The sequence below is a fragment of the uncultured Bacteroides sp. genome, assembly GCF_910586915.1.
Classification (GTDB): domain Bacteria; phylum Bacteroidota; class Bacteroidia; order Bacteroidales; family Bacteroidaceae; genus Bacteroides.
This window is the reverse complement of record NZ_CAJULN010000046.1, coordinates 1-20,270: the sequence shown is the minus strand read 5'-3', so window position 1 is coordinate 20,270 and position 20,270 is coordinate 1. Positions and strand designations below refer to the sequence as shown.

The following is a 20,270-nucleotide window of genomic DNA, read 5'->3' as shown; positions in this document are numbered from 1 at the left end:
ACATTAGATACACAGTTGAGTCTGTTTTGATTTCGTCGAACTCACGTTAATATAATTCAAGACCGAATACCTCTTTCAATTGCACCAAAGCCTGGTTCTTCTGAGCCATCATCTGGAACTTCTCGACACGACCTACGGGACGTATCGTTTCCGCCACTTCACTTACCCGCACTTTCATCATTACCTGGCTATTCCTTAGGCGGACACGAAGATATTCCTGCAATTGGGGAATCAAGGCTGTAAAATCTTTCGCTGCCATTTCATTATCCACCACCACTTCAAAAGTTGTCGAGTTTTTGAATAAAACCGGACGGAGCATCTGCATACGCTTCGTAAGAGCATCCTGCTCTTTCGGTAATTGGGCGGCATATTCCTGCCAATAATAATTCAGGTCGCGGTCGTTAAACATCAAATCCTCTTCCGGTTGCATTTGCACCTTCGGAGTGGCAGTTACGGTTGTATTATGAGTCTCCTGCCCACGCTGCGGATTCTTGATAGACACACCCAAACTGGACATCTTCATTACCGGAACTTTCCGTTGTTCTTCCCTCGCCGTTTGGGGAACTCCCGTTCCGTGCGATGGAGATGGAGCAGTCGTATTCGGATAAGATGATGCTGCCTGCGACGGGGTTGAAGATGGTCGAACAAGATTCTGCTGAACCGAAGAAGCAGATGCAACCTGCGGCTGTTGCGGCTGCTGAGTTACGGCAGGCTGTGCAAATACGGGTTTTATAGTCTTCTTAGGGCTATGCCCACCACTATTGTCATCACCTTCGACGGTAAGCTGTGCGACCTGTATCAAAGTCAGCTCCACCAGCAAACGCTTATTCTTGCTGATACGGTAATTCAAATCGCACTCATTGCAAAGTTTCATTGCACGATAGAGGAAAGGCAACGGACATTTCTGCGCCTGCTCCTGATAGTGTTGGCGTATGCTTGCACCGACTTCCAGCAAAGGCAACGTCACTGCATCCTTAGCGACTAACAAATCGCGGAAATGAGAGGACAAACCGGTTATAAAATGACTTCCGTCGAACCCTTTATTCAAAACATCATTGAAAAGCAAGAGCACATCGCTTACCTTATTCTCAAGAAAGCAATCCGTCAGACGGAAATAATATTCGTAATCAAGTACATTCAGATTATCAATCACACTCTTGTACGTGATGTTTCCTCCCGTGAAACTCACCACCTGGTCGAAAATAGACAGGGCATCGCGCATACCACCGTCCGCTTTCATTGCTATCACGTTCAAGGCTTCCGGCTCTGCGGTGATTCCCTCTTTCGAGGCAACGTATGACAAATGATTCACCGTATCCTCCACACTAATCCGGTTGAAGTCATAAATCTGGCAACGGGAAAGAATGGTAGGGAGAATCTTATGCTTCTCCGTCGTAGCCAAAATAAAGATGGCGTGGCGTGGCGGTTCTTCCAATGTTTTCAGAAACGCATTGAAAGCCGATGCAGAGAGCATATGCACCTCGTCGATGATGTAAACTTTGTATTTGCCGATTTGCGGCGGAATGCGCACCTGTTCCACCAACTGACGGATATCGTCTACCGAATTGTTGGAAGCGGCATCGAGTTCGTGAATATTATACGACCGCTGCTCGTTGAAAGCCACACAGGATTCACACTGATTGCAAGCCTCCCCGTCTGCCGTGGGCGTCATACAATTGATGGTTTTGGCAAAGATACGCGCACAAGTAGTCTTCCCTACCCCGCGTGGTCCGCAAAACAAATAAGCATGAGCCAATTTCTGAGTGGCAATCGCATTTTTCAGTGTAGTGGTCAGTGCCCGTTGGCCTACCACAGACTCAAACGTGGAGGGACGGTACTTACGGGCTGATACAATATAGTTTTCCATATCCGGGATTCTCTCTATTTTTGCTTTCCGTGCAAATGTACACAAAAAAGTGATAGCAATAAAGGATAAGAAGAGAAGTTTTGAAGCCGAAGCCGTAAGTTTTTAAGTTATTAGTTTTATCTTTGCGGATATTAAAATGGAGAAAAGAATGAGTAAGCTAATCAATATCTGGAACTACATACGTAAGCGTAAGTATCTTATTACGGTTATCGCATTTTCCGTTATCATAGGTTTCCTGGACGAGAACAGTCTGATTCGCCGTCTCAGCTATGAGCGTGAAATCAGCCTGTTGAAAGAAGAGATAGAAAAATACCGGGCAGACTATGAAGAGAACACAAGACGCCTCAACGAATTAAGTACCAATCCCGAGGCCATCGAACAGATTGCCCGTGAAAAGTATCTGATGAAGAAGCCCAACGAAGATATTTACGTTTTTGAAGAATAAAGAATGAAACAGATAGCCCCCGCCCTTTTCGCTGTCGGTGCCATAATGGCACTTTTCGGCGCTGCCGTATTTATTACCGGATGGATTTACGCTCCTTATATATATACCACCGGAGCCGGATTTGTCGCGTTGGCACAAGTGAACACTCCCGTCAAAGGAAGAAGCAAAACATTGAAACGCTTGCGCGTCCAGCAGATTTTCGGTGCATTGGCACTTATACTGACCGGAGCTTTCATGTTTAGCACACGCGGCAACGAATGGATTGCCTGCCTTACCATTGCTGCCATACTCGAACTTTACACCGCTTTCCGTATTCCGCAGGAAGAAGCAAAAGAAAAGGCATAGAAAAAACTGTCCGCAGTTTCGCACTGCCTGAACAGACACCACTTAAACAAAAAATCCGTTCTTTTTCATAAAGAACGGATTTTTTATTCAGTATATTTCAACGATTATTTCTTCACTGGAGAATATCTTGCATTCAGTCCATCTACAATTTCTTTTGTGATGTTGAATGCGCTGTCGGCGTAAAGCAAATTATCAAAACCTGTATTGCTGAAAATCAGGCTATAGCCATGAGTCTTGTTGTACTCTTTCAAGAAAGCGTTGATTGAGTCGCGGAACTGCAAGCTATTCTTATTGTTTTCTTCCATCAAGCCGTTCTGAAGTTTGTTGCTCAAATCCTGCAAGTCCTGTTCCAACTTCACCAAACGGTTGTATTCCTGCTGTGCTCTGTCTTGTGAAAGAAATGCGTTGTTCTCTACTTTCTTCTGGAACTCTTGTTTTTCCTTATTCAGAGCGTTGGCTTTCTGGTTCAGCGTCAGACGTACGTTTTCGCTCTTCTTTACCATCGCCTCATTCAGGTCGATACAGAAGTTGTATTGTGCTAACAGCGAATCGATTTCAACATAGGCAATTTTCATACCTGACAACCCTCCGGCATTAGCCTGCGATGGTGTTGTAGCAGTTTGATTGTCAGCTTTGCCGGCACATTGTGCAAATAAAACGATAAACGCAAGAGCAGCCAAACCATTCATGAGGTAGTTCATTCTATTCATAATTTAAATAAGTATTGTTTTTAATATATTTAATTCATACTATCGTTCAAGGCTTTTTCCAACTCATCAATAGAGAAACGCGGTTTCTTCTGCGCTTCGCGGTCTTGCGACTGTACACATCCGATTCCTTTTTTACGCAGTGCCTTATTCCCGCTTACATGGCCGTTAGGAAACTTCCCACTTTTCGTAAAGAATACTTTCACCCCCAATAATAGCAGGGAAATAGCAACTATTAACAAAGTTATCAGTATAGTCTCAACCATTTCTATTAATTTTGTGAGTGCAAAGATAGGCTTTAATGAGAAACGAGTTCAGATAAGCCAATCAAATTAACCATATTTAGCAATAGAAGCGCATAAAACCGCCCTTCTATTCCTTATTATAATGTTATAATAAAAAAACAGCATGGAAAAAAAAGAGTTAAAGCCAGCCGGCGTATTCAAGTATTTTGAAGAAATCTGCCAAGTGCCCCGCCCTTCGAAGAAGGAAGAGAAAATGATTGCTTATCTGAAGGAGTTCGGAGCGACGCATCATCTTGAGACGAAAGTAGACGAAGCCGGCAACGTACTGATGAGAAAGCCCGCCACCCCCGGCAACGAAAACCTGCAAACCGTCGTACTGCAATCGCACATCGACATGGTGTGTGAAAAGAACAACGATGTAGAACACGATTTCCTCACCGACCCCATCGAAACTGAAATAGACGGCGAATGGCTGAAAGCCAAAGGAACGACTCTCGGAGCCGACAATGGTATCGGCGTAGCTACCCAGCTGGCTATCCTTGCCGACAACAGCATTGAGCACGGGCCGTTGGAATGTCTGTTTACCGTAGACGAAGAAACGGGGCTGACGGGTGCTTTTGCGTTGAAAGAGGGCTTTATGAACGGAGATATTCTGCTGAACCTCGACTCTGAGGACGAAGGGGAAATCTTTATCGGATGTGCCGGCGGCATTGACTCCGTAGCTGAATTTACCTATAAAGATGTAGAAGTGCCTGCCGGATATTTCTTCTTCAAGGTGGAAGTAAAAGGGTTGAAAGGCGGACATTCCGGTGGAGACATTCACTTGGGAAGGGGAAATGCGAACAAGATACTGAACCGCTTCCTTACGCGCATTGCCGAAAGCCACGACTTGTACCTCTGCGAAATCAACGGCGGCAACCTGCGCAACGCCATTCCCCGCGAGGCGTATGCAGTCTGCGCCGTTCCCGAAGCAGCCAAACATGACGTACGTACGGAGTTGAACATCTTCGCCAGCGAAATGGAAGACGAACTGTCTGTGGTTGAACCTGACTTGAAATTGGTTCTCGAATCGGAAACTCCCCGCAAGAGCGCCATCGACCGCGATACTGCCGACCGTTTACTGAAAGCCCTCTATGCTGCCCCTCACGGTGTCTACGCAATGAGCCAGGACATTCCGGGACTGGTAGAGACCTCTACCAACCTTGCCTCCGTGAAAATGCGCCCCGACCACATCATCCGCATCGAAACCAGCCAGCGCAGTTCTATTTTATCTGCCCGCAACGATATGGCGAATACCGTACGTGCCGTATTCCGCCTGGCAGGAGCCAATGTCACTTTCGGCGAAGGCTATCCGGGCTGGAAACCGAACCCGCATTCGGCCATCCTCGAAGTAGCAGCCCAATCCTACAAGCGTTTGTTTGGCGTGGAAGCCAAAGTGAAGGCTATCCATGCGGGCCTGGAATGCGGATTGTTCCTCGACAAGTATCCGGCGTTGGACATGATTTCTTTCGGCCCGACTCTTACCGGGGTGCACTCTCCCGACGAGCGTATGCTTATCCCCACAGTAGATAAGTTCTGGAAGCATCTGTTGGATATTTTAGTTCATGTTCCTGCCAAGAAATAACAGACAGTCGCATCGACAGACCGAGAGTGATGGTAATAGTGAAAGAAGAGTAGCTATTACCATACTCTTTTTCATGATGGCGATATCGGGTGCCGGCTTTATTGCGGCACAAGAGAGTCTTTACGGCCGCGATTCACTCTTCCGAGAAAGAATCTCTTTCCGCATCGTGAGCTGGAACATAGAAAACCTGTTCGACATCCGCCACGACAGTCTGAAGAACGACCATGAATTCCTGCCCGATGCGCTGCGCCACTGGAACTACGACAAATACAAAAAGAAACTGACCGATATCGCACGCGTCATCGCGGCAATCGGCGAATGGAATCCCCCTGCCCTGATAGCTCTTTGCGAAGTAGAAAACGATGCGGTACTACGCGACCTCACCCGCCGCTCTCCCCTAAAGGAACTGAACTACCGTTACGTCATGACAGACTCCCCCGATTCGAGAGGGATGGATGTGGCGCTGCTTTATCAACGGGAATTGTTCAAGTTATTATCTTCGCGTTCTATCCCCGTCTCTATTCCCCACCGGCATCGCCCGACAAGAGACTTGCTGCACGTGAGCGGTTTACTCCTGACGGGAGATACGCTCGATGTTTTTATCTGCCACCTTCCCAGCCGTTCGGGCGGAGCAAGAGAGACCGAACCTTACCGGCTTCACGCAGCCCGAATGCTACGTGCCGAGACAAATGGTATCCTGCACAAACGGCTTCATCCCCAGGTTGTCGTCATGGGGGACTTCAATGATTACCCGACTGATAAATCGGTTCGGGAAGTATTGGAAGCGGAAGCGCCCACCTCTCCCTTGTCTTCCCTGAAACTCTACCATTTGCTTGCCCGGAAGGCACAGTCGCGCGATTTCGGTTCTTACAAATATCAGGGCAAATGGGGATTGCTCGACCATTTGATTGTATCGGGTGCGCTGCTGAATCAATCCGGCAACTGCTTCACCAGTGAAGAGAAAGCAAACGTCTGCCGCCTCCCCTTTCTGCTAACCGAGGATACGAAATATGGCGGTATGGAGCCTTTCCGCACGTATAAGGGGATGAAATATCAGGGTGGTATCAGCGACCATCTGCCCGTTTATGCTGACTTCGAGCTGATTCTGCATTAAGCCTCCTTATATCATCCGCTCCATGTGACTGAATCGTACGGTCGATGTGGCTGACTTATGCGGTCGATGTGACCGACTCATGCGGTCGATACAGCCAATTCATACGGTCGATACGACCAAATTATACGGTATATATGTCCTACTTCTACGGTATATATATCCTACTTCCAGCATCTATATATCCTATCTCCAGCATCTATATGTCCTGTACGCAGGAGATATATGCGCTGTAACACACTGATTATAAAGCCATTTTCACCCTATCCAAAAGGATAAAAGAAGATAATGGAAAAGCCGGCAGTCGATTCATAAAGAATCAAGGCTGCCGGCTTTCAGCGTTATTCTATAAATAAGGCGCAATCGGATGATGACAATCCCTCATCAGGGAATTGCCGTCACTCCTATCTCATTCATTTCTACTTTGGCTGTTGTGTCAGTAGGCGTAGTAGCTTCCAGTTTAATATAACGTGCCTGCACTTTCCGGCCGAAAGCAACCGTCTGCGGCAACGGGTTGTGCATGATATTACTGAACTCTCCATTGGTGGGAACTTCTTTCCAGTGCTTGCCATCCGTACTCACAAAGAATTTATAGCGGAAAGCCATCGTCGGTTTCGCTTCCGCTTTCAAGGGAGCATAGGTAAAGCCGGTCAATGTCACCGATTTTCCCAAATCGACGGTCAATGGCGGAGCGGCTATCTGCTTCCAAGAGTCGCGGGGCAAGTTGTTCCAGTCTTCGCCTTGAACGGCTTCCTGCAAAGGTGCTGCATAATAGGCTGCTACCTGGCTGATATGAGCGGTAAGGCGGCATTCATCAATCTTCACCCGCAGACGGCTGGCCTTCACTGCCGGGAAACGTAGCATACGCTTATAGCCGACGGTCGTTCCTTTGCCCACTTCCTGCCAACCGTTGTCTGTGAGCGCCTCAACCGTAAAACGTTCTACCCTCTGTCCTTTGGTGATATCCTCCTGGAGCATTACGACGTTTATTTCCGACTTCGGCTTGAGGTTATAGACGCGTTCACTGCCCGAAGCGGCCTGCCAGCAGTTTCTTCCTTTCTTCACACGGTTGTCGGCAAATATCTGCCGACGGTAGGCGGCAAACTCTTGCAGGCGCTTCACATCCGCTTCATTAATCAAGCCTTTGCGGTCGGGCGGTATGTTCAACAAAAGCACGGAATTGTAGCCGACCGACTGAAAATAAATGTCCGACAAATGCTTCAACGACTTCACTTTCGCATCTTCTTCCGCATGATAGAACCATCCCGGACGGATAGATACGTCCACTTCCGACGGATACCAGAACAGTTCCGTAGCTTTCTCCAATATCTGACGGCTTCCCAAGTCTTTCGCCTGGGGGAATACGCCCAAACGTTTGTTGTTTGCGGCCGAGCGGGCATAGACGCCCGGTGTCAGTACGGTGGCATTCCACTCCGTTTCGCGTCCCACTCCCTTTTCGTTGCCTACCCAGCGTACATCGTCGCCCATAATTGCCATGACGGCTTTGGGTTGCAGGCGTTGGATGGTTTGATAGAAAGCGTCCCAATCGTACACTTGCTTCTTTCCGTTGGGGCCTTCGCCGTTTGCTCCGTCAAACCATACTTCGTGCACTTCACCGTAATTGGTTAGCAGCTCGGTCAACTGGCGGATGAAGAATTCATTGTAACGGGGAGAATCGCCGTAGCATTCGGCATTGCGATCCCACGGAGAAAGGTAGACGCCAAACTTCATGTCATATTTATCACAGGCGTTGCGCAGTTCCTTTACAACGTCTCCCTGTCCGTTCTTCCAGGGAGAAGAGGCTACGGAGTGTTTGGTAGTGGCTGTAGGCCAAAGGCAGAAACCGTCGTGGTGCTTTACAGTCAACAGCACCATCTTGAAGCCGGCTTCTTTGAGCGTGCTTACCCATTGCTCGGCATTCAGTTCCGAAGGATTGAACAGTGCAGGGTCTTCTTTTCCATTTCCCCATTCGCGTCCGGTAAAGGTGTTGATACCGAAATGGAGAAAAGCAGTCAGTTCCATTTGTTGCCAGGCATACTGTTGAGGGGTGGGTACAAGGCGCGCAGCCATATCCACTTTCTGTTCGAGTGTAGCATTCTGAGGAAACTCAATGTGCTTCACGTAATATTCGTCCGACTTCTGCGCCTGTACGCACACGGCGGAGAATAATAATAAGGTAATTAGCAGTTTGTTCATCATATCATTTTAATTAATAAATTGTCTACTTATTTATCTGTAACTCATTTCACCGGGTAAAGGGTGAATTCAAAACGTTGTTTCTTCAATGGAACCAAGTACGGCGGCAACACACCGGGCCCGCAAGTGGCCGTTCCCACGCCTGCCTGTTCTGCATCCAGATGCACAGTGTGCATTCCGTCGCGCTGCAAGTCGTTGATGTGACGTGCTTTCTCCAGTAATGCATCCGAGAAAGGAATCATGCTAAACTGGAAAGCACGGTCGGACTCTACAAACAGGCCTTCGCCGGAAGGATTTGTAAACTTCGCCCAGCGCACATCGGTACGGTTGCCCGTAGATTGAGGGGTGACATAGTAGTGGAACATACGTTCGGGCGTGGTCTCATACAGTCCGATTCGGCCCGACTGGCTACGGTCGGTGTAGGTTTCATTGTCGCCCCGTCCGAGATAGGTAACCCGGTTGTAAGTATCCGCCACACGGAATGTCAATCCCAAACGGGCCATTGATGTTACGATGGAGGTATCGGGTTCAAAAACAGTGTTCACTTTCAATGCGCCGTTCTTGTCCAATGCATAGATAAAATGAGCCATACCTACTTTCTCTCCTTTCGCGTTGAGAATCTCTACCTGGGCGGTTGCCGAGTTTTTGCTTTCTTTCAGTGATACGGCTTTTTGAGTTATATTGTCCAATCCTGCTTTGCGCCACCGGTAAGCACCGTTCCGGTCACGGTTGTCGTTGTCCGTAGCTGGACGGAAAAGGCTCAATGTCACTGGGGTGGACAGCAGTTCTTGTCCATCCAGCGTCAAAGAGGTCAGGGCTCCGGTCTCTTTATCGACAACAAAGGCTGTCGCGCCTGCTTTCTGCGGGCGGTGGGCTGTTGACGTTTTATTGCCCGAAAGCACAAACTGGTCATAGGCCACTTCCCAGTCTTTCGCTATCAACGGCGTATCGTTCGTGCGCGTCCAACGGATGTTGAGATAGGCTTCGCGGTCTTTTTTCGACAGCATCACATCGCCCAGCCGTATGTCTATCGTAGTGTGCGGCTCACAATCGAGTACTTTCGTTCCTTCCGCCAACCTTTCTCCGCTATCTGTCGTCACATCCCAATGGAGCACATACTCGTTGAGATTGGAAAAATCATGCCAGTTCTTGATACGGAGCTTCATCTGCTTGCGGTCGAGCAAGGTGGTTTTAATGTTCTGGTACACTTTCTTCACTTCGAGCAGATGAGGATGAGGAACACGGTCGGCACTTACCAGCCCGTTGCAACAGAAGTTGCCGAAACTGGGTACTCCCTCGGGGCCGTAGTCACCTCCGTAAGTCCAGTACCATTTGCCGTTCTTGTCTATTTCACGGAAAGACTGGTCTACCCAGTCCCACACGTTGCCGCCTTGCGCCATCGGTTCGCTCTCAAAGACATCCCAGTATTCTTTCAGCCCGCCGCAACTGTTGCCCATCGCGTGCAGGTATTCGCAAAGGATGAAAGGACGATAGATGTCCTTCTTTGCCACATAAGACTTTATCTCGTTCACACTGCGGTACATACGGCAGTAGATATCCGTATTGTAGTTCAGTTCGGCACGTTCGTACTGCACGGGGCGGGTCTTTTCGACAGATTTCAGCCAGTCGTATGTGCGTTCAAAGTTGATGCCGTTGCCGGCTTCGTTGCCGAGCGACCAGATGACAATGGCGGGATGGTTCTTGGAACGTTCGTACATACGCTGCGTGCGGTCGATGTGAGCCGTCAGCCACGTACTGTCTTTGGCGAGGGAAGCGGCGCCGTAACCCATACCGTGGGATTCGATGTTTGCTTCGTCAATCATATATAATCCGTAGCGGTTGCAAAGCTGATACCAATAAGGATGTGTAGGATAATGCGAGTTGCGCACCAAGTTGATGTTGTGCTGCTTCATCAGTCTGATGTCCTGTTCCATCAGCTCCTTACTCACTGTACGTCCGAGCTGCGAATGCTCGTGGCGGTTGGTTCCTTTCACCAATACCGGAACACCGTTGATACAGAAGCGGCCGTCCTTGATTTCCGAAGTGCGGAAGCCGACTTCACATCCGGTCAGTTCGGTCACGTTGCCTTGCGCATCTTTCAGTTCGAGCACCAATGTATAAAGATTGGGATGTTCCGCATTCCATACTTTTACTTCAGGAATCTTCTTTTCATCAAACACGATAAAGTTACTCAAGCCACGGGATTTTATTTGGATGGACTCCTGCAAGACAGCCTTGCCCGAAGCATCTTTCAAGGTGTAAGCAATCGAGTTGGCGGTAGCCGAAGCTCCTTCTACGGTTACTTCCAATCCGAAGATACCTTCTTTGTATTGTTCTTTATCCAAAGAAGCATTCAGTTTATAGTCGGCAATATACTGCTTGGGGGTGCTATACAGGTAAACATCCCGCTCGATACCGCTCAAACGCCACATATCCTGACATTCGAGGTAAGCACCCGAACTCCAACGGTACACTTCCAAAGCTACTACATTCTCTCCGTCGTTCAATACTTCGGTAATATCCCATTCGGCATTTGTTTTCGAGCCTTGATTGTATCCGAGGAGTTTTCCGTTCACCCATACGTAATAGAAAGAGATGACACCTTCGCAACAAAGTACTACCCGACGGCCTTTCCAGTCGGCAGGCACTTTGAAGGTGCGACGGTATGAGCCGACTTCATTCTCTGCATAAGGAACCAATGGCGGATTCTTCTTGAAATTGAACATCTTGCTATCAAACTCATAGGTCTCATTGACATAGATAGGTGTACCGTATCCCTGTCTTTCCCAGTTGCCGGGCACGTTGATGTCCGCCCAGCCGCCGGTGTAATAAGATGGCTGATAAAAGTCTTTCGGACGACGGTCGGGATTCTTCACCCAATGGAATTTCCATTTTCCATTCAAACTCATGTAAAACGGAGATTGCTCATACCCTCCCGGCTTTTCAATGTCGGAAACATCGGCGTAAGGCCATACGTAGGTATGTGGAGCAAGTTTGTTCAATCCTACCGCATATTGGCTCTGCCATTCGGGCAACGGTTGTTCCTGCGCCGAAGCAAAGAGGGTTGCCAACCCGGTCAGCAGGATTGAAAAAGTATGTTTTCTTAAACTGATTATCATAAGTGTTATAGTCGTAATTGAGATTATTTATCCATCTCCGGTGAGAAACGCACAGGGTCATTGTACTGCTCTTGGAGTTTCAGCATTTGTTCTTTCAGTTCCTTTACAATGGAGTCGTACTCAGGCTGTCCGTAGATGTTATGCATTTCCGACGGGTCGGCCTGCAAGTCGTACAATTCCCAACAATCGATGTCGTTGTAGAAATGAATCAGTTTATAACGCTCTGTGCGTACACCGTAATGACGTTTCACCATATGTTCGGCAGGATACTCGTAGAAATGATAGTAAAGAGCCTTGCGCCAGTCTTTCGGTTGTTCGCCTTTCAGCAACGGGAGAAGAGATACACCATGAATGTCGGAAGGAACCTCCACGCCTGCCAGTTCGAGGAAGGTAGGAGCATAGTCGATGTTCTGTACCATTTCGGTAATGTCACCTCTGCGGTCGAATCCTTTCGGCAGACGCATAATAAGCGGCGTGCGCATGGATTCTTCATACATGAAACGTTTGTCGAACCAGCCGTGTTCGCCCATATAGAATCCCTGGTCGGAAGTGTAGACAACAAGTGTGTTATCCAGCAAGCCTTTCTCTTTGAGATAGTCGAGCACGCGGCCTACATTGTCGTCCAGTGATTTCACGGTTTTCATATAGTCGCGCATATAACGCTGGAATTTCCAGTTGGCAAGTTCCTTCCCTTGAAGGTTCTGTTTGTAGAAATCTTCTATTATCGGAGCATAGAACTTATCCCATGCGGCACGTTGTGCTTCGTCCATACGTCCGATATATTTCTCGTAGAGGGATTTCAAACGGGAGTTCTTGTCAGGACGGAGCATCTTAAGGTCGTAAATCATATCCATATCCTTTGCAATGCTCATTTCTTGTGCGGCTGCGGCAGGACGTCCTTCATAATCATCAAAGAAATTGTCCGGCAACGGGAAAGTTTTGTCTTCATACAAAGCCAGGTTGCAAGTATCGGCCAACCAGTTGCGGTGAATGGCTTTGTGATGTATCAAAAGGCAGAACGGTTTTTCCGGATTGCGTTTGTTTTCTATCCAGTCGATGGCATCGTCAGTGATAAGATTGGTGAGATAGCCGTGCTTTTGGATGGTATCGTTGTTTTGCGTAATGAAATCCGGGTTATAGTAGTCGCCTTGTCCGGGAACGATTTGCCAGAAGTCGAAACCGGAAGGCAGACTTTCGAGGTGCCATTTACCCACAAGTGCCGTTTGATAGCCGGCTTTCTGCAATAGTTTCGGGAAGGTCTGCTGCGAACTATCGAATACGCAAGTGGTATTGTCGTAGAATTTATTGGCACAGCTATGCTTTCCTGTTATCATACAGGCACGGCTGGGGCCGCTCAGGGAGTTAGCTACAAAACTTTGAGTGAAACGTACGCCATCGGCAGCAATACGGTCGAGGTTGGGAGTTTCCATATAGCGTGTATCATAGCAACTCATCATTTGCGCAGTGTGGTCGTCCGTCATGATGTAGACAATATTCAACGGTTGCTGTTCGGCAGGCTTTTGCTTACTCGAACAAGAAGCAAAGGAAGCTACGGCAGCAACTCCCGCCAAAGGGTAAAATAGGTTTGATTGCAATTTTTCCATAATAATTATTTATACTAAGTTATTCACAAAATCTTCGGCTTTGGCAAGCGTTTCCGGTTTGCCTATGTCCATGAGTTGCAACTCTTCGGCAAGGTATCCCGTAAAGTCTGCCTGACGACAAGTGGAAAGGTAGAAATCCATGATAGAGAATTTCCCCTCCCAACATGGAGCATCCATCCATCGGAAGATGGAGGGAGAAAGAACGTGGATACCGCTAAAAGCATATTCGCGATAAAGAGATTCATCATATGTGAAACCGTTCGGCCTCACTTGTCCCGTATCTTTGTTTATCCATCCGCAGAGTCTCTTCTCTGCATCAAAAAGCAGATAACGGGAAGTTTTACGCCGGCTGGCCAATAAAGTAGCGACACTACCGTTCTGCAAATGATAATCATATAACTCTTTCAGGTCAATATCCGAAAGAATATCTACACTGTGTACAAGAAAAGGTTCATCGGAACTTTCAAAGAAAGTACGGGCTTTCTTCACTCCGCCACCCGTATCAAGCAACAGGTCGCGTTCGTCGGAAATATGTATCGTAAGCCCGAAATTATCGTTCGCTTTCAGAAACTCAAGGATTTGCTCACCGAAGTGATGGATATTAATCACGATTTCGGTAAATCCGGATGTTTTCAGTTTCCATAGGATATGCTCCAACATCGGTCTTCCCACTATGGGAACGAGGGCTTTGGGCATGGTATCGGTCAACGGTTTCAACCGGCTGCCTAAACCGGCTGCGAATATCATTGCTTTCATAAATATCTCTTATACGATTGATTGGAACGTACGTTCTATATTCTGTTCGCGATGTACTAATTCTACTTTCACCCCGAACTTACGATTCAAGTGCTCTGCCAAATGCTGTGCCGAATATACGGAACGGTGCTGACCGCCGGTACAACCGAAGCAAACGGAGAGGTTGCTGAACCCGCGTTCCATATATCGTTTTACAGAAGCATCCACCAAAGCATAGACACTATCAAGGAAACGAAGAATTTCGCCATCTTCTTCGAGAAAAGCAATGACCGACTCATCCAATCCGGTGAGAGATTTGTAGCGTGCATACTTACCTGGGTTGTTCACCGCACGACAATCAAACACATAACCGCCACCATTACCTGTCGGATCTTCCGGAATTCCTTTTTTATAAGAGAAACTCATTATTTTAACCGTCAGTGGAGTTTTTTTCAAATCTTCAGTGAATTGCTTCAATCCGGTAAGTTCGCGCAACACTGTGCAGAGATAGGGATATTCCGGATACTCTTCCTTCAACAGTTGACGCAAGTTTGCAATGGCATAAGGCACACTCTGAATAAAATGAGTTTTTTTCTCGAAATAGCCACGGAATCCGTATGCTCCCAATACCTGCAAAGTACGGAAAAGAACAAAATGGCGAAGCTGACTATAAAAATAGGATTCGTCAATCGGCTGGTATTTACGAAGGGCTTCTATATATTCCTGCAAGAGTTCCTTACGAAGAGTGTCGGGATATTGAGCTTTGGCTTGCCACAAGAAGGAAGCAATATCGTAATAGAACGGGCCTTTGCGCCCGCCTTGAAAGTCGATAAGCCACGGTTGTCCGTCTTTTATCATCACATTGCGGCTCTGAAAATCGCGATACATGAAAGTTGCGGAAGAGTCGCGAAGAAGAACATCGCCCATCTTTTGGAAGTCGTCTTCCAACTTATCCTCCTGAAACTCCATTCCGGTTGCTTTGAGGAAACAGTATTTAAAATAGTTCAAATCCCAAAGTATGGAACGCCGGTTAAACTCGGGCTGTGGATAGCAACGGGAAAAATCAAATCCGTCGGCTCCGGCAAACTGAATATCGGGAAGCAGGCGAACCGTCTTGCAAAGCAACGCTTTCTCTTCTTCGGAAAACACACCGGTCGTACGTCCTTTTTCAATGGAATGAAACAACAGCGTGTCACCTAAATCCTGTTGCAGATAGCAGGTTTTATCTTCCGATACGATATATACTTCGGGAACGGGCAGACCGTTTTTGCGAAAAAGCTCTGCCATATAAAGAAAGGCTTCGTTTTCGTCGACAGATGTTCCGCATACCCCGATTAGTGTTTGTGTACCCGTCAGTCGGAAGTAACGACGATTGGAGCCGAAAGAAGAGAGTTCGGCTATACTATCGGCGGGAACACCTGTATGAGACAGATAAAGTTTCCGTAGTTCTTCGGTAATCATAGTCATGAATTTTCGAGCAAAGATAAGGATAATAGCTGACAATCAAGTTAAAATCTTCGCAAAAAAATACGGTTTGTAATCATGTCCGGCAGTTCCGATTCGTAATGTGTCACCATAATCATCGTCTTATCTTTACGTTTACAGAAGGCTTCGATTATCTTCTTTACCCGACGACGATTATACGTATCCAATCCGTGAAGCGGTTCGTCCAAAATCAGCAGTTCGGGGTCTTTGACGAAAGCACGCGCCAACAATGCCAGGCATTGCTCTCCACTGGAGAGTTGCAAAAAAAGTTTGTCTTTCAAACCGGCAATGCCGAATATATCCATCCACCATTCACAAACAGCCATCTGCTCTGCTTTGGGACGCCTGTACAGGCCGATACTATCGTGCAATCCGCTTGCTACAATCTCGATAGACGGCAAGTTCTTGAGATAGGCTCGGTGCATTTCGGGGCTAACATATCCGATGTGTTTCTTGATTTCCCAAATACTTTCGCCTGTCCCCCGTTTTCGTCCGAAAAGACTGATATCGCAAGCATACGATTGCGGATTATCCGCACAGACCAGACTCAACAATGTAGACTTTCCCGAACCATTTTCTCCACTCAACGCCCATTTCTCTCCACGGTGTACCGTCCAGTCGAGTTCGTTCAGAATGGTACGGTCGCCATAACGGATACTCACTTTATTCAGTTTCACTACTTCGTCCGAATCGTAACTGTTGCCGTTATAAGGCAGAGCGATAATCCGCTGCTGCAATTCATCGAAAGAGACAGCTACATCGCTGTTGCGGAAAGCGGTCAGATAGGCTTCGCGCTCCATCTTGGGAAACACTTCCATATTACCGACAGGAATAACGTGAGTGATAAAAGAAGGTATATCATCCAACATCGAAAGCACTAAGATAATCTGCACGGACGACATTTCAGTCAGGCGTTCGAGCAAAGAGAAGAGAAGTTGGCGAGTAGGCGCATCCAAGCCGATAAACGGATTATCCATTATCAGAATGTGCGGAGCGGTCAACAGTGTCTTTGTAAGTTGGAATTTACACAATTCACCGCTCGAAAGCAGAATTATCTTTTTATCAAGAAGAGGTTGGATACGGAAAAGCCCGAACAGTTCATTTTTCAACTTTTCATCTTTCGCCTCTCCCAACAATTCGCGGACGGTCGGTGCTTCTTCCTGATCGTGCGCGTTCCAGCGCTGCTGATAATAGTAATTGGCATCCGCCGCTCCATAAGTATCGCGAAACGCGATGTATTTCACATTATCATAAACGGTTTGAGTAGCAGAGGAGAAAAAGTCATACCGGAGAGTGCCCTCGCGCAACGGATATTTTCCGGTCAATGTATCGACAAAAAGGCTTTTGCCACTCCCGTTGGGGCCGACAATAGCTATATGTTCATCCGCACCGATGGCTGCTGTGATTGGTTTGTTCAAACGCACAAGCGGGTTGCGTGCAACGCCCCCCGCTATGTTAAATGTATTCCGGCTCATATACTTAAAACATACGATTTTACTTATACATAATCAATGCTGACTGACCAGGAACAATCACCTCCTGCCCGATTTGCATTCCCAATCCGCGAAGGTCAATCACGCCATCTTTACACACTACCGTATATTTTCCGGCAGGCACTTCAAAGCGGGCAGGCGTTGTACGGGAGTTATACGCCACGATGATATCTTCCCAACTATCGCCGTTTGCATATTCTTTCAGACGGAACGCAATCAGATTCTTGCCCTCCACGGGCAGAAACTCCAAATGTTTCCGAACCATTTCCGCATCTCCCATACGGAAAGCGGGATGAGATTTGCGAAGTTCAATCAGCCGCTTGTAATACACGAAAAGTTCTGCATTTGTCGTCTTCCGCCTCCAATCGATAGCGTTGACAGCATCCGGACTTTTATAACTGTTTTCCACTCCCTGTTTATCGCGCATCATTTCCTCTCCGGCATAGATAAACGGAATACTTTGCGAAGTAAAGACCACCGTCTGCGCCAGTTTGTCAAGGCGGAGAAGCTGTTCGGGAGTAATTGCGGGCATACTTGCTTTCAGTCGGTCTGCCAGACACAGCCCATCGTGACAAGAAACGTAACCAATCATTTGAGTCGGCTGTTCCGCCCACGGCTTCCGGCTGTAATTCACCGAATCGTAATCCACTTGCGAATGAGCGATAGCGCCGACCACACCGAACTTAACGCTATTCTCTCCTCCGGGAACACCGGCAAGAAAAGCTCCTTCCGTTTTCTCCCATACCGAACCGCAAAGTCCGTCGCGCAACTCGTCAGAGAAAACAGCTATTCCGGGCATCCGAGCGACATTTCCTTTCATAGCCAAAGAATCGGCTGGATATTGGGGAGCCTCAGCCGCCCAGCCTTCTCCGTATAGACAAACAGTAGGGTCTGCTTCATTTACCGCCTTGCGGATTTCGTTCATTGTCTCTATGTCGTGAACTCCCATCAAATCAAAGCGGAAACCATCGATATGATATTCCTTTATCCAGTAAAGAACGGATTCTATCATAAACTTACGCATCATGGGTCGTTCGCTCGCCGTTTCATTGCCGCATCCCGAACCATTTGCCAAACTGCCGTCTTTCTTCTGACGGTAGAAATAGCCGGGAACAGTACGTTCAAAGTTACTCTCCGCCGTATTGAAGGTATGATTATAGACCACATCCATTATCACCCGGATACCGGATTTGTGCAACGCCTGCACCATCTGCTTGAATTCTTTCACGCGGGTGGCGGGCTGATAAGGATTTGTCGCATACGAGCCGTCCGGAACGTTGTAGTTCAACGGGTCATATCCCCAGTTGTATTGGTTCTCGTTCAGTTTTGTTTCATCTACGGAAGCATAGTCGTAGGAAGGGAGAAGGTGTACGTGCGTCACTCCCAACTCTATCAGATGGTCGATACCTGTCGGCAGTTTATCCAGATTCACTGTGCCGTGCTCGGTCAGTGCAAGATACTTTCCTTTGTTCTTTATTCCCGAAGTGGAATCGACCGAAAAGTCGCGATGATGCATTTCATAGACAATCATGTCGGCAGGAGAGTTCAACGGCGGACGCTGGTCGTCCTCCCACCCTTCGGGATTCGTTGTATTCCAATCGATGATGGCAGCACGCTTTCCGTTCACTCCGACGGCACGGGCGTTGATACCCGGTGTGTCTCCCTGCCATTTATCGTCTATTTTCACATTAAAGGTATAGAACTTGCCGAGCAAATCCTTGTTGACTACAGCCGTCCAGATTCCCTCTTCGCCGAGTTCCATCCTCACTGTCTCGTATGCGTGTCCGCCTTCGCCTTCTTCATAAAGCATCAGACGTACCTCTTCCGCTGTCGGCGACCAAAGCGTAAAGCGGGTTGCTTCGGGGGCATACTCCATTTCCGTAAGGCTGCCCGTCCGAACCGGATACAGTTCGAACGAACCGTACTGTTTCTTCGGAGCCGAACACCCTATCATTGTTGCCATTGTGGTTACCCCTACTATTGCTGAATAATTAATTTCCATTTTATCTCTCCTGCAATAACGATTTTCGTTTGATGATTATTTCCCCTATTTTATAACGGTCACTTCACCTTATCCGGATTCTTCGCGATGAAATCCTTCCAACTGCTATACGCCTTTGCGGTGACCGGGCGTCCCATTTGCAGAAAATGGCAGTAGGCAGCAGCAAGGCCGTCCGTGGCGTCCATAAAAGCGGGCATATCCTCCTTCGAGAAGTGCAACATCCGTTGCAACATATCCGCCACCTGTTCTTTCGATGCTTGTCCGTTTCCGGTGATAGCCATCTTTATTTTCAAGGGAGCGTATTCGGTAATGGGAATGTCACGGCTCAGCGCTGCTGCCATCGCTACTCCTTGTGCGCGTCCCAATTTGAGCATAGACTGGACGTTCTTGCCGAAAAACGGGGCTTCGATAGCGAGTTCGTCAGGCAAATAGCTTTCGATAATACCTAATACGCGCTCATGAATATGGCGTAACTTCAAGTAATGGTTGGCAAACTTACGCAAGTCAATAATCCCCATAGCAATCATTTCGGGCTTGGTTCCTTTTATTCGCAAGACGCCGTATCCCATGATTGTCGTACCGGGGTCAATCCCCAGAATTATCTTTTCCTTGACCGGCTGAATCACTCTATCACCTCCATTAATGTAGGAAATCCGATAACCTTGTCTTTAAATATCTTCGTCAGCTCTTCGTTCAAACGTGCTCCTTGCTCCAGATGCCAGCGATGCAACAATCCGCTGCTCTCCACTTCCCATTGCAAAGAATAGGCGCTTCCATCTTCCCGATGGCTCAAGATGCGGCAAATGCGCGGTGCTTTCAACGTTCCGTGATTCTGTACTTCAGGGATATAGGATTCTTTTATCCAAATCAAAAAATTATCGTGAACCTCGTCGTCCACCTGAAAAGTAGTATTATAAATCAGCATATTTTTTCTTTTTCATTAAATATTTTCCGCAAACATAGCAATTATTCCAGAATATTGCATTATATTTGCAGCATCAAAATATGATTCGTTTGCAAACGTTATCATATGAATGTATAAAACGGGGCGTTAGCTCATCTGGCTAGAGCGCGACACTGGCAGTGTCGAGGTGATGAGTTCGAGTCTCATACGCTCCACGGAAATATCCATAATAGTTATGCAAGCCATTGAATCCAGCATTCAATGGCTTTTTTTCTTATGAAAAAAGGAACCATACAATCCGTGTACGGTTCCTTGTCCTAAAATATAGAGAAAAAAGGGTCAGTCCAAAAACCCTGTGGATATGTTATGTTAATACTCGAAAGTGCAC

General features: G+C 47.5%; 16 protein-coding genes and 1 tRNA gene. 5 read left to right on the top strand and 12 right to left on the bottom strand.

The window, feature by feature from the left end; all coding sequences use genetic code 11:
- Positions 1-46: 46 nt before the first annotated feature.
- A complete protein-coding gene (locus QZ331_RS12485; RefSeq protein WP_294630701.1) occupies positions 47-1,867 on the bottom strand; it encodes a DNA polymerase III subunit gamma/tau in 1,821 nt (606 codons plus the stop codon).
- Positions 1,868-2,015: 148 nt separating this feature from the next.
- On the opposite strand from QZ331_RS12485, the gene QZ331_RS12480 reads away from it, so the two are divergent.
- Positions 2,016-2,312: a septum formation initiator family protein gene (locus QZ331_RS12480; protein ID WP_294630700.1), complete on the top strand. Its 297-nt coding sequence runs from the start codon at positions 2,016-2,018 to the stop codon at positions 2,310-2,312.
- Positions 2,313-2,315: 3 nt separating this feature from the next.
- Positions 2,316-2,657, top strand: coding sequence for a hypothetical protein (locus QZ331_RS12475; RefSeq protein WP_294630698.1), 342 nt, complete (start codon positions 2,316-2,318; stop codon positions 2,655-2,657).
- A gap of 104 nt (positions 2,658-2,761) precedes the next feature.
- On the opposite strand, the gene QZ331_RS12470 is transcribed toward QZ331_RS12475, so the two are convergent.
- Positions 2,762-3,367, bottom strand: a complete 606-nt coding sequence (locus tag QZ331_RS12470; protein WP_294630695.1) for an OmpH family outer membrane protein — start codon at positions 3,365-3,367, stop codon at positions 2,762-2,764.
- 29 nt (positions 3,368-3,396) lie between these two features.
- Entirely contained in the window at positions 3,397-3,630 is a 234-nt protein-coding gene (locus QZ331_RS12465; protein WP_294630693.1) for a hypothetical protein, read from the bottom strand.
- A 142-nt stretch (positions 3,631-3,772) separates the two neighbouring features.
- Between QZ331_RS12465 and QZ331_RS12460 the strand changes: the two genes are divergently transcribed.
- Positions 3,773-5,233 (top strand): aminoacyl-histidine dipeptidase, encoded by a 1,461-nt coding sequence (locus QZ331_RS12460; protein ID WP_294630691.1) that lies wholly within the window; start codon positions 3,773-3,775, stop codon positions 5,231-5,233.
- Positions 5,214-6,347, top strand: coding sequence for an endonuclease/exonuclease/phosphatase family protein (locus tag QZ331_RS12455; RefSeq protein ID WP_294630690.1), 1,134 nt, complete (start codon positions 5,214-5,216; stop codon positions 6,345-6,347). The genes QZ331_RS12460 and QZ331_RS12455 overlap by 20 nt, the downstream gene beginning before the upstream one ends.
- A gap of 381 nt (positions 6,348-6,728) precedes the next feature.
- Here the strand turns inward: QZ331_RS12455 and QZ331_RS12450 are convergent, their stop codons facing one another.
- From QZ331_RS12450 to QZ331_RS12410, 9 genes are read right to left on the bottom strand one after another with little or no spacing between them, the layout of a single operon-like run.
- Positions 6,729-8,540: an alpha-L-fucosidase gene (locus QZ331_RS12450; protein WP_294630706.1), complete on the bottom strand. Its 1,812-nt coding sequence runs from the start codon at positions 8,538-8,540 to the stop codon at positions 6,729-6,731.
- Positions 8,541-8,584: 44 nt separating this feature from the next.
- Entirely contained in the window at positions 8,585-11,659 is a 3,075-nt protein-coding gene (locus QZ331_RS12445) for a glycoside hydrolase family 2 TIM barrel-domain containing protein (RefSeq protein WP_294630688.1), read from the bottom strand.
- Positions 11,660-11,682: 23 nt separating this feature from the next.
- Positions 11,683-13,263 carry a sulfatase gene (locus tag QZ331_RS12440; protein WP_294630687.1) on the bottom strand — a complete coding sequence of 527 codons (1,581 nt, stop codon included), beginning with the start codon at positions 13,261-13,263 and terminating at the stop codon, positions 11,683-11,685.
- 9 nt (positions 13,264-13,272) lie between these two features.
- Positions 13,273-14,019, bottom strand: a complete 747-nt coding sequence (locus QZ331_RS12435) for a nucleotidyltransferase family protein (protein WP_294630685.1) — start codon at positions 14,017-14,019, stop codon at positions 13,273-13,275.
- A gap of 9 nt (positions 14,020-14,028) precedes the next feature.
- Positions 14,029-15,459, bottom strand: a complete 1,431-nt coding sequence (locus QZ331_RS12430) for an RNase adapter RapZ (RefSeq protein WP_294630703.1) — start codon at positions 15,457-15,459, stop codon at positions 14,029-14,031.
- A gap of 47 nt (positions 15,460-15,506) precedes the next feature.
- On the bottom strand, positions 15,507-16,958 hold the full coding sequence (locus QZ331_RS12425) for an ATP-binding cassette domain-containing protein (protein WP_294630683.1): 1,452 nt from the start codon (positions 16,956-16,958) through the stop codon (positions 15,507-15,509).
- A gap of 19 nt (positions 16,959-16,977) precedes the next feature.
- The gene (gene pulA, locus QZ331_RS12420) at positions 16,978-18,978 is read right to left on the bottom strand and encodes a type I pullulanase (protein WP_294630681.1); all 2,001 of its coding nucleotides are present in this window, start codon (positions 18,976-18,978) and stop codon (positions 16,978-16,980) included.
- 59 nt (positions 18,979-19,037) lie between these two features.
- Positions 19,038-19,604: a crossover junction endodeoxyribonuclease RuvC gene (gene ruvC, locus QZ331_RS12415; RefSeq protein ID WP_294630679.1), complete on the bottom strand. Its 567-nt coding sequence runs from the start codon at positions 19,602-19,604 to the stop codon at positions 19,038-19,040.
- Complete coding sequence (locus tag QZ331_RS12410; RefSeq protein WP_294630677.1) at positions 19,601-19,903, bottom strand: DUF4286 family protein; 303 nt, start codon at positions 19,901-19,903, stop codon at positions 19,601-19,603. The genes ruvC and QZ331_RS12410 overlap by 4 nt, the downstream gene beginning before the upstream one ends.
- Before the next feature lie 120 nt (positions 19,904-20,023).
- Here QZ331_RS12410 and QZ331_RS12405 point away from each other — a divergent pair.
- Positions 20,024-20,097 (top strand) — tRNA-Ala (locus tag QZ331_RS12405).
- Positions 20,098-20,270: the final 173 nt, after the last annotated feature.

What these genes read in the sequence shown, in the direction of transcription:
- QZ331_RS12445 (WP_294630688.1), bottom strand. Translation starts at nt 11,659, where the DNA reads ATGATAATCAGTTTAAGAAAACATACTTTTTCAATCCTGCTGACCGGG.
- QZ331_RS12410 (WP_294630677.1), bottom strand. Translation starts at nt 19,903, where the DNA reads ATGCTGATTTATAATACTACTTTTCAGGTGGACGACGAGGTTCACGAT.
- pulA (WP_294630681.1), bottom strand. Translation starts at nt 18,978, where the DNA reads ATGGAAATTAATTATTCAGCAATAGTAGGGGTAACCACAATGGCAACA.
- QZ331_RS12430 (WP_294630703.1), bottom strand. Translation starts at nt 15,459, where the DNA reads ATGATTACCGAAGAACTACGGAAACTTTATCTGTCTCATACAGGTGTT.
- QZ331_RS12435 (WP_294630685.1), bottom strand. Translation starts at nt 14,019, where the DNA reads ATGAAAGCAATGATATTCGCAGCCGGTTTAGGCAGCCGGTTGAAACCG.
- QZ331_RS12475 (WP_294630698.1), top strand. Translation starts at nt 2,316, where the DNA reads ATGAAACAGATAGCCCCCGCCCTTTTCGCTGTCGGTGCCATAATGGCA.
- QZ331_RS12465 (WP_294630693.1), bottom strand. Translation starts at nt 3,630, where the DNA reads ATGGTTGAGACTATACTGATAACTTTGTTAATAGTTGCTATTTCCCTG.
- QZ331_RS12450 (WP_294630706.1), bottom strand. Translation starts at nt 8,540, where the DNA reads ATGAACAAACTGCTAATTACCTTATTATTATTCTCCGCCGTGTGCGTA.
- QZ331_RS12470 (WP_294630695.1), bottom strand. Translation starts at nt 3,367, where the DNA reads ATGAATAGAATGAACTACCTCATGAATGGTTTGGCTGCTCTTGCGTTT.
- QZ331_RS12485 (WP_294630701.1), bottom strand. Translation starts at nt 1,867, where the DNA reads ATGGAAAACTATATTGTATCAGCCCGTAAGTACCGTCCCTCCACGTTT.
- QZ331_RS12480 (WP_294630700.1), top strand. Translation starts at nt 2,016, where the DNA reads ATGAGTAAGCTAATCAATATCTGGAACTACATACGTAAGCGTAAGTAT.
- QZ331_RS12425 (WP_294630683.1), bottom strand. Translation starts at nt 16,958, where the DNA reads ATGAGCCGGAATACATTTAACATAGCGGGGGGCGTTGCACGCAACCCG.
- QZ331_RS12440 (WP_294630687.1), bottom strand. Translation starts at nt 13,263, where the DNA reads ATGGAAAAATTGCAATCAAACCTATTTTACCCTTTGGCGGGAGTTGCT.
- QZ331_RS12455 (WP_294630690.1), top strand. Translation starts at nt 5,214, where the DNA reads ATGTTCCTGCCAAGAAATAACAGACAGTCGCATCGACAGACCGAGAGT.
- QZ331_RS12460 (WP_294630691.1), top strand. Translation starts at nt 3,773, where the DNA reads ATGGAAAAAAAAGAGTTAAAGCCAGCCGGCGTATTCAAGTATTTTGAA.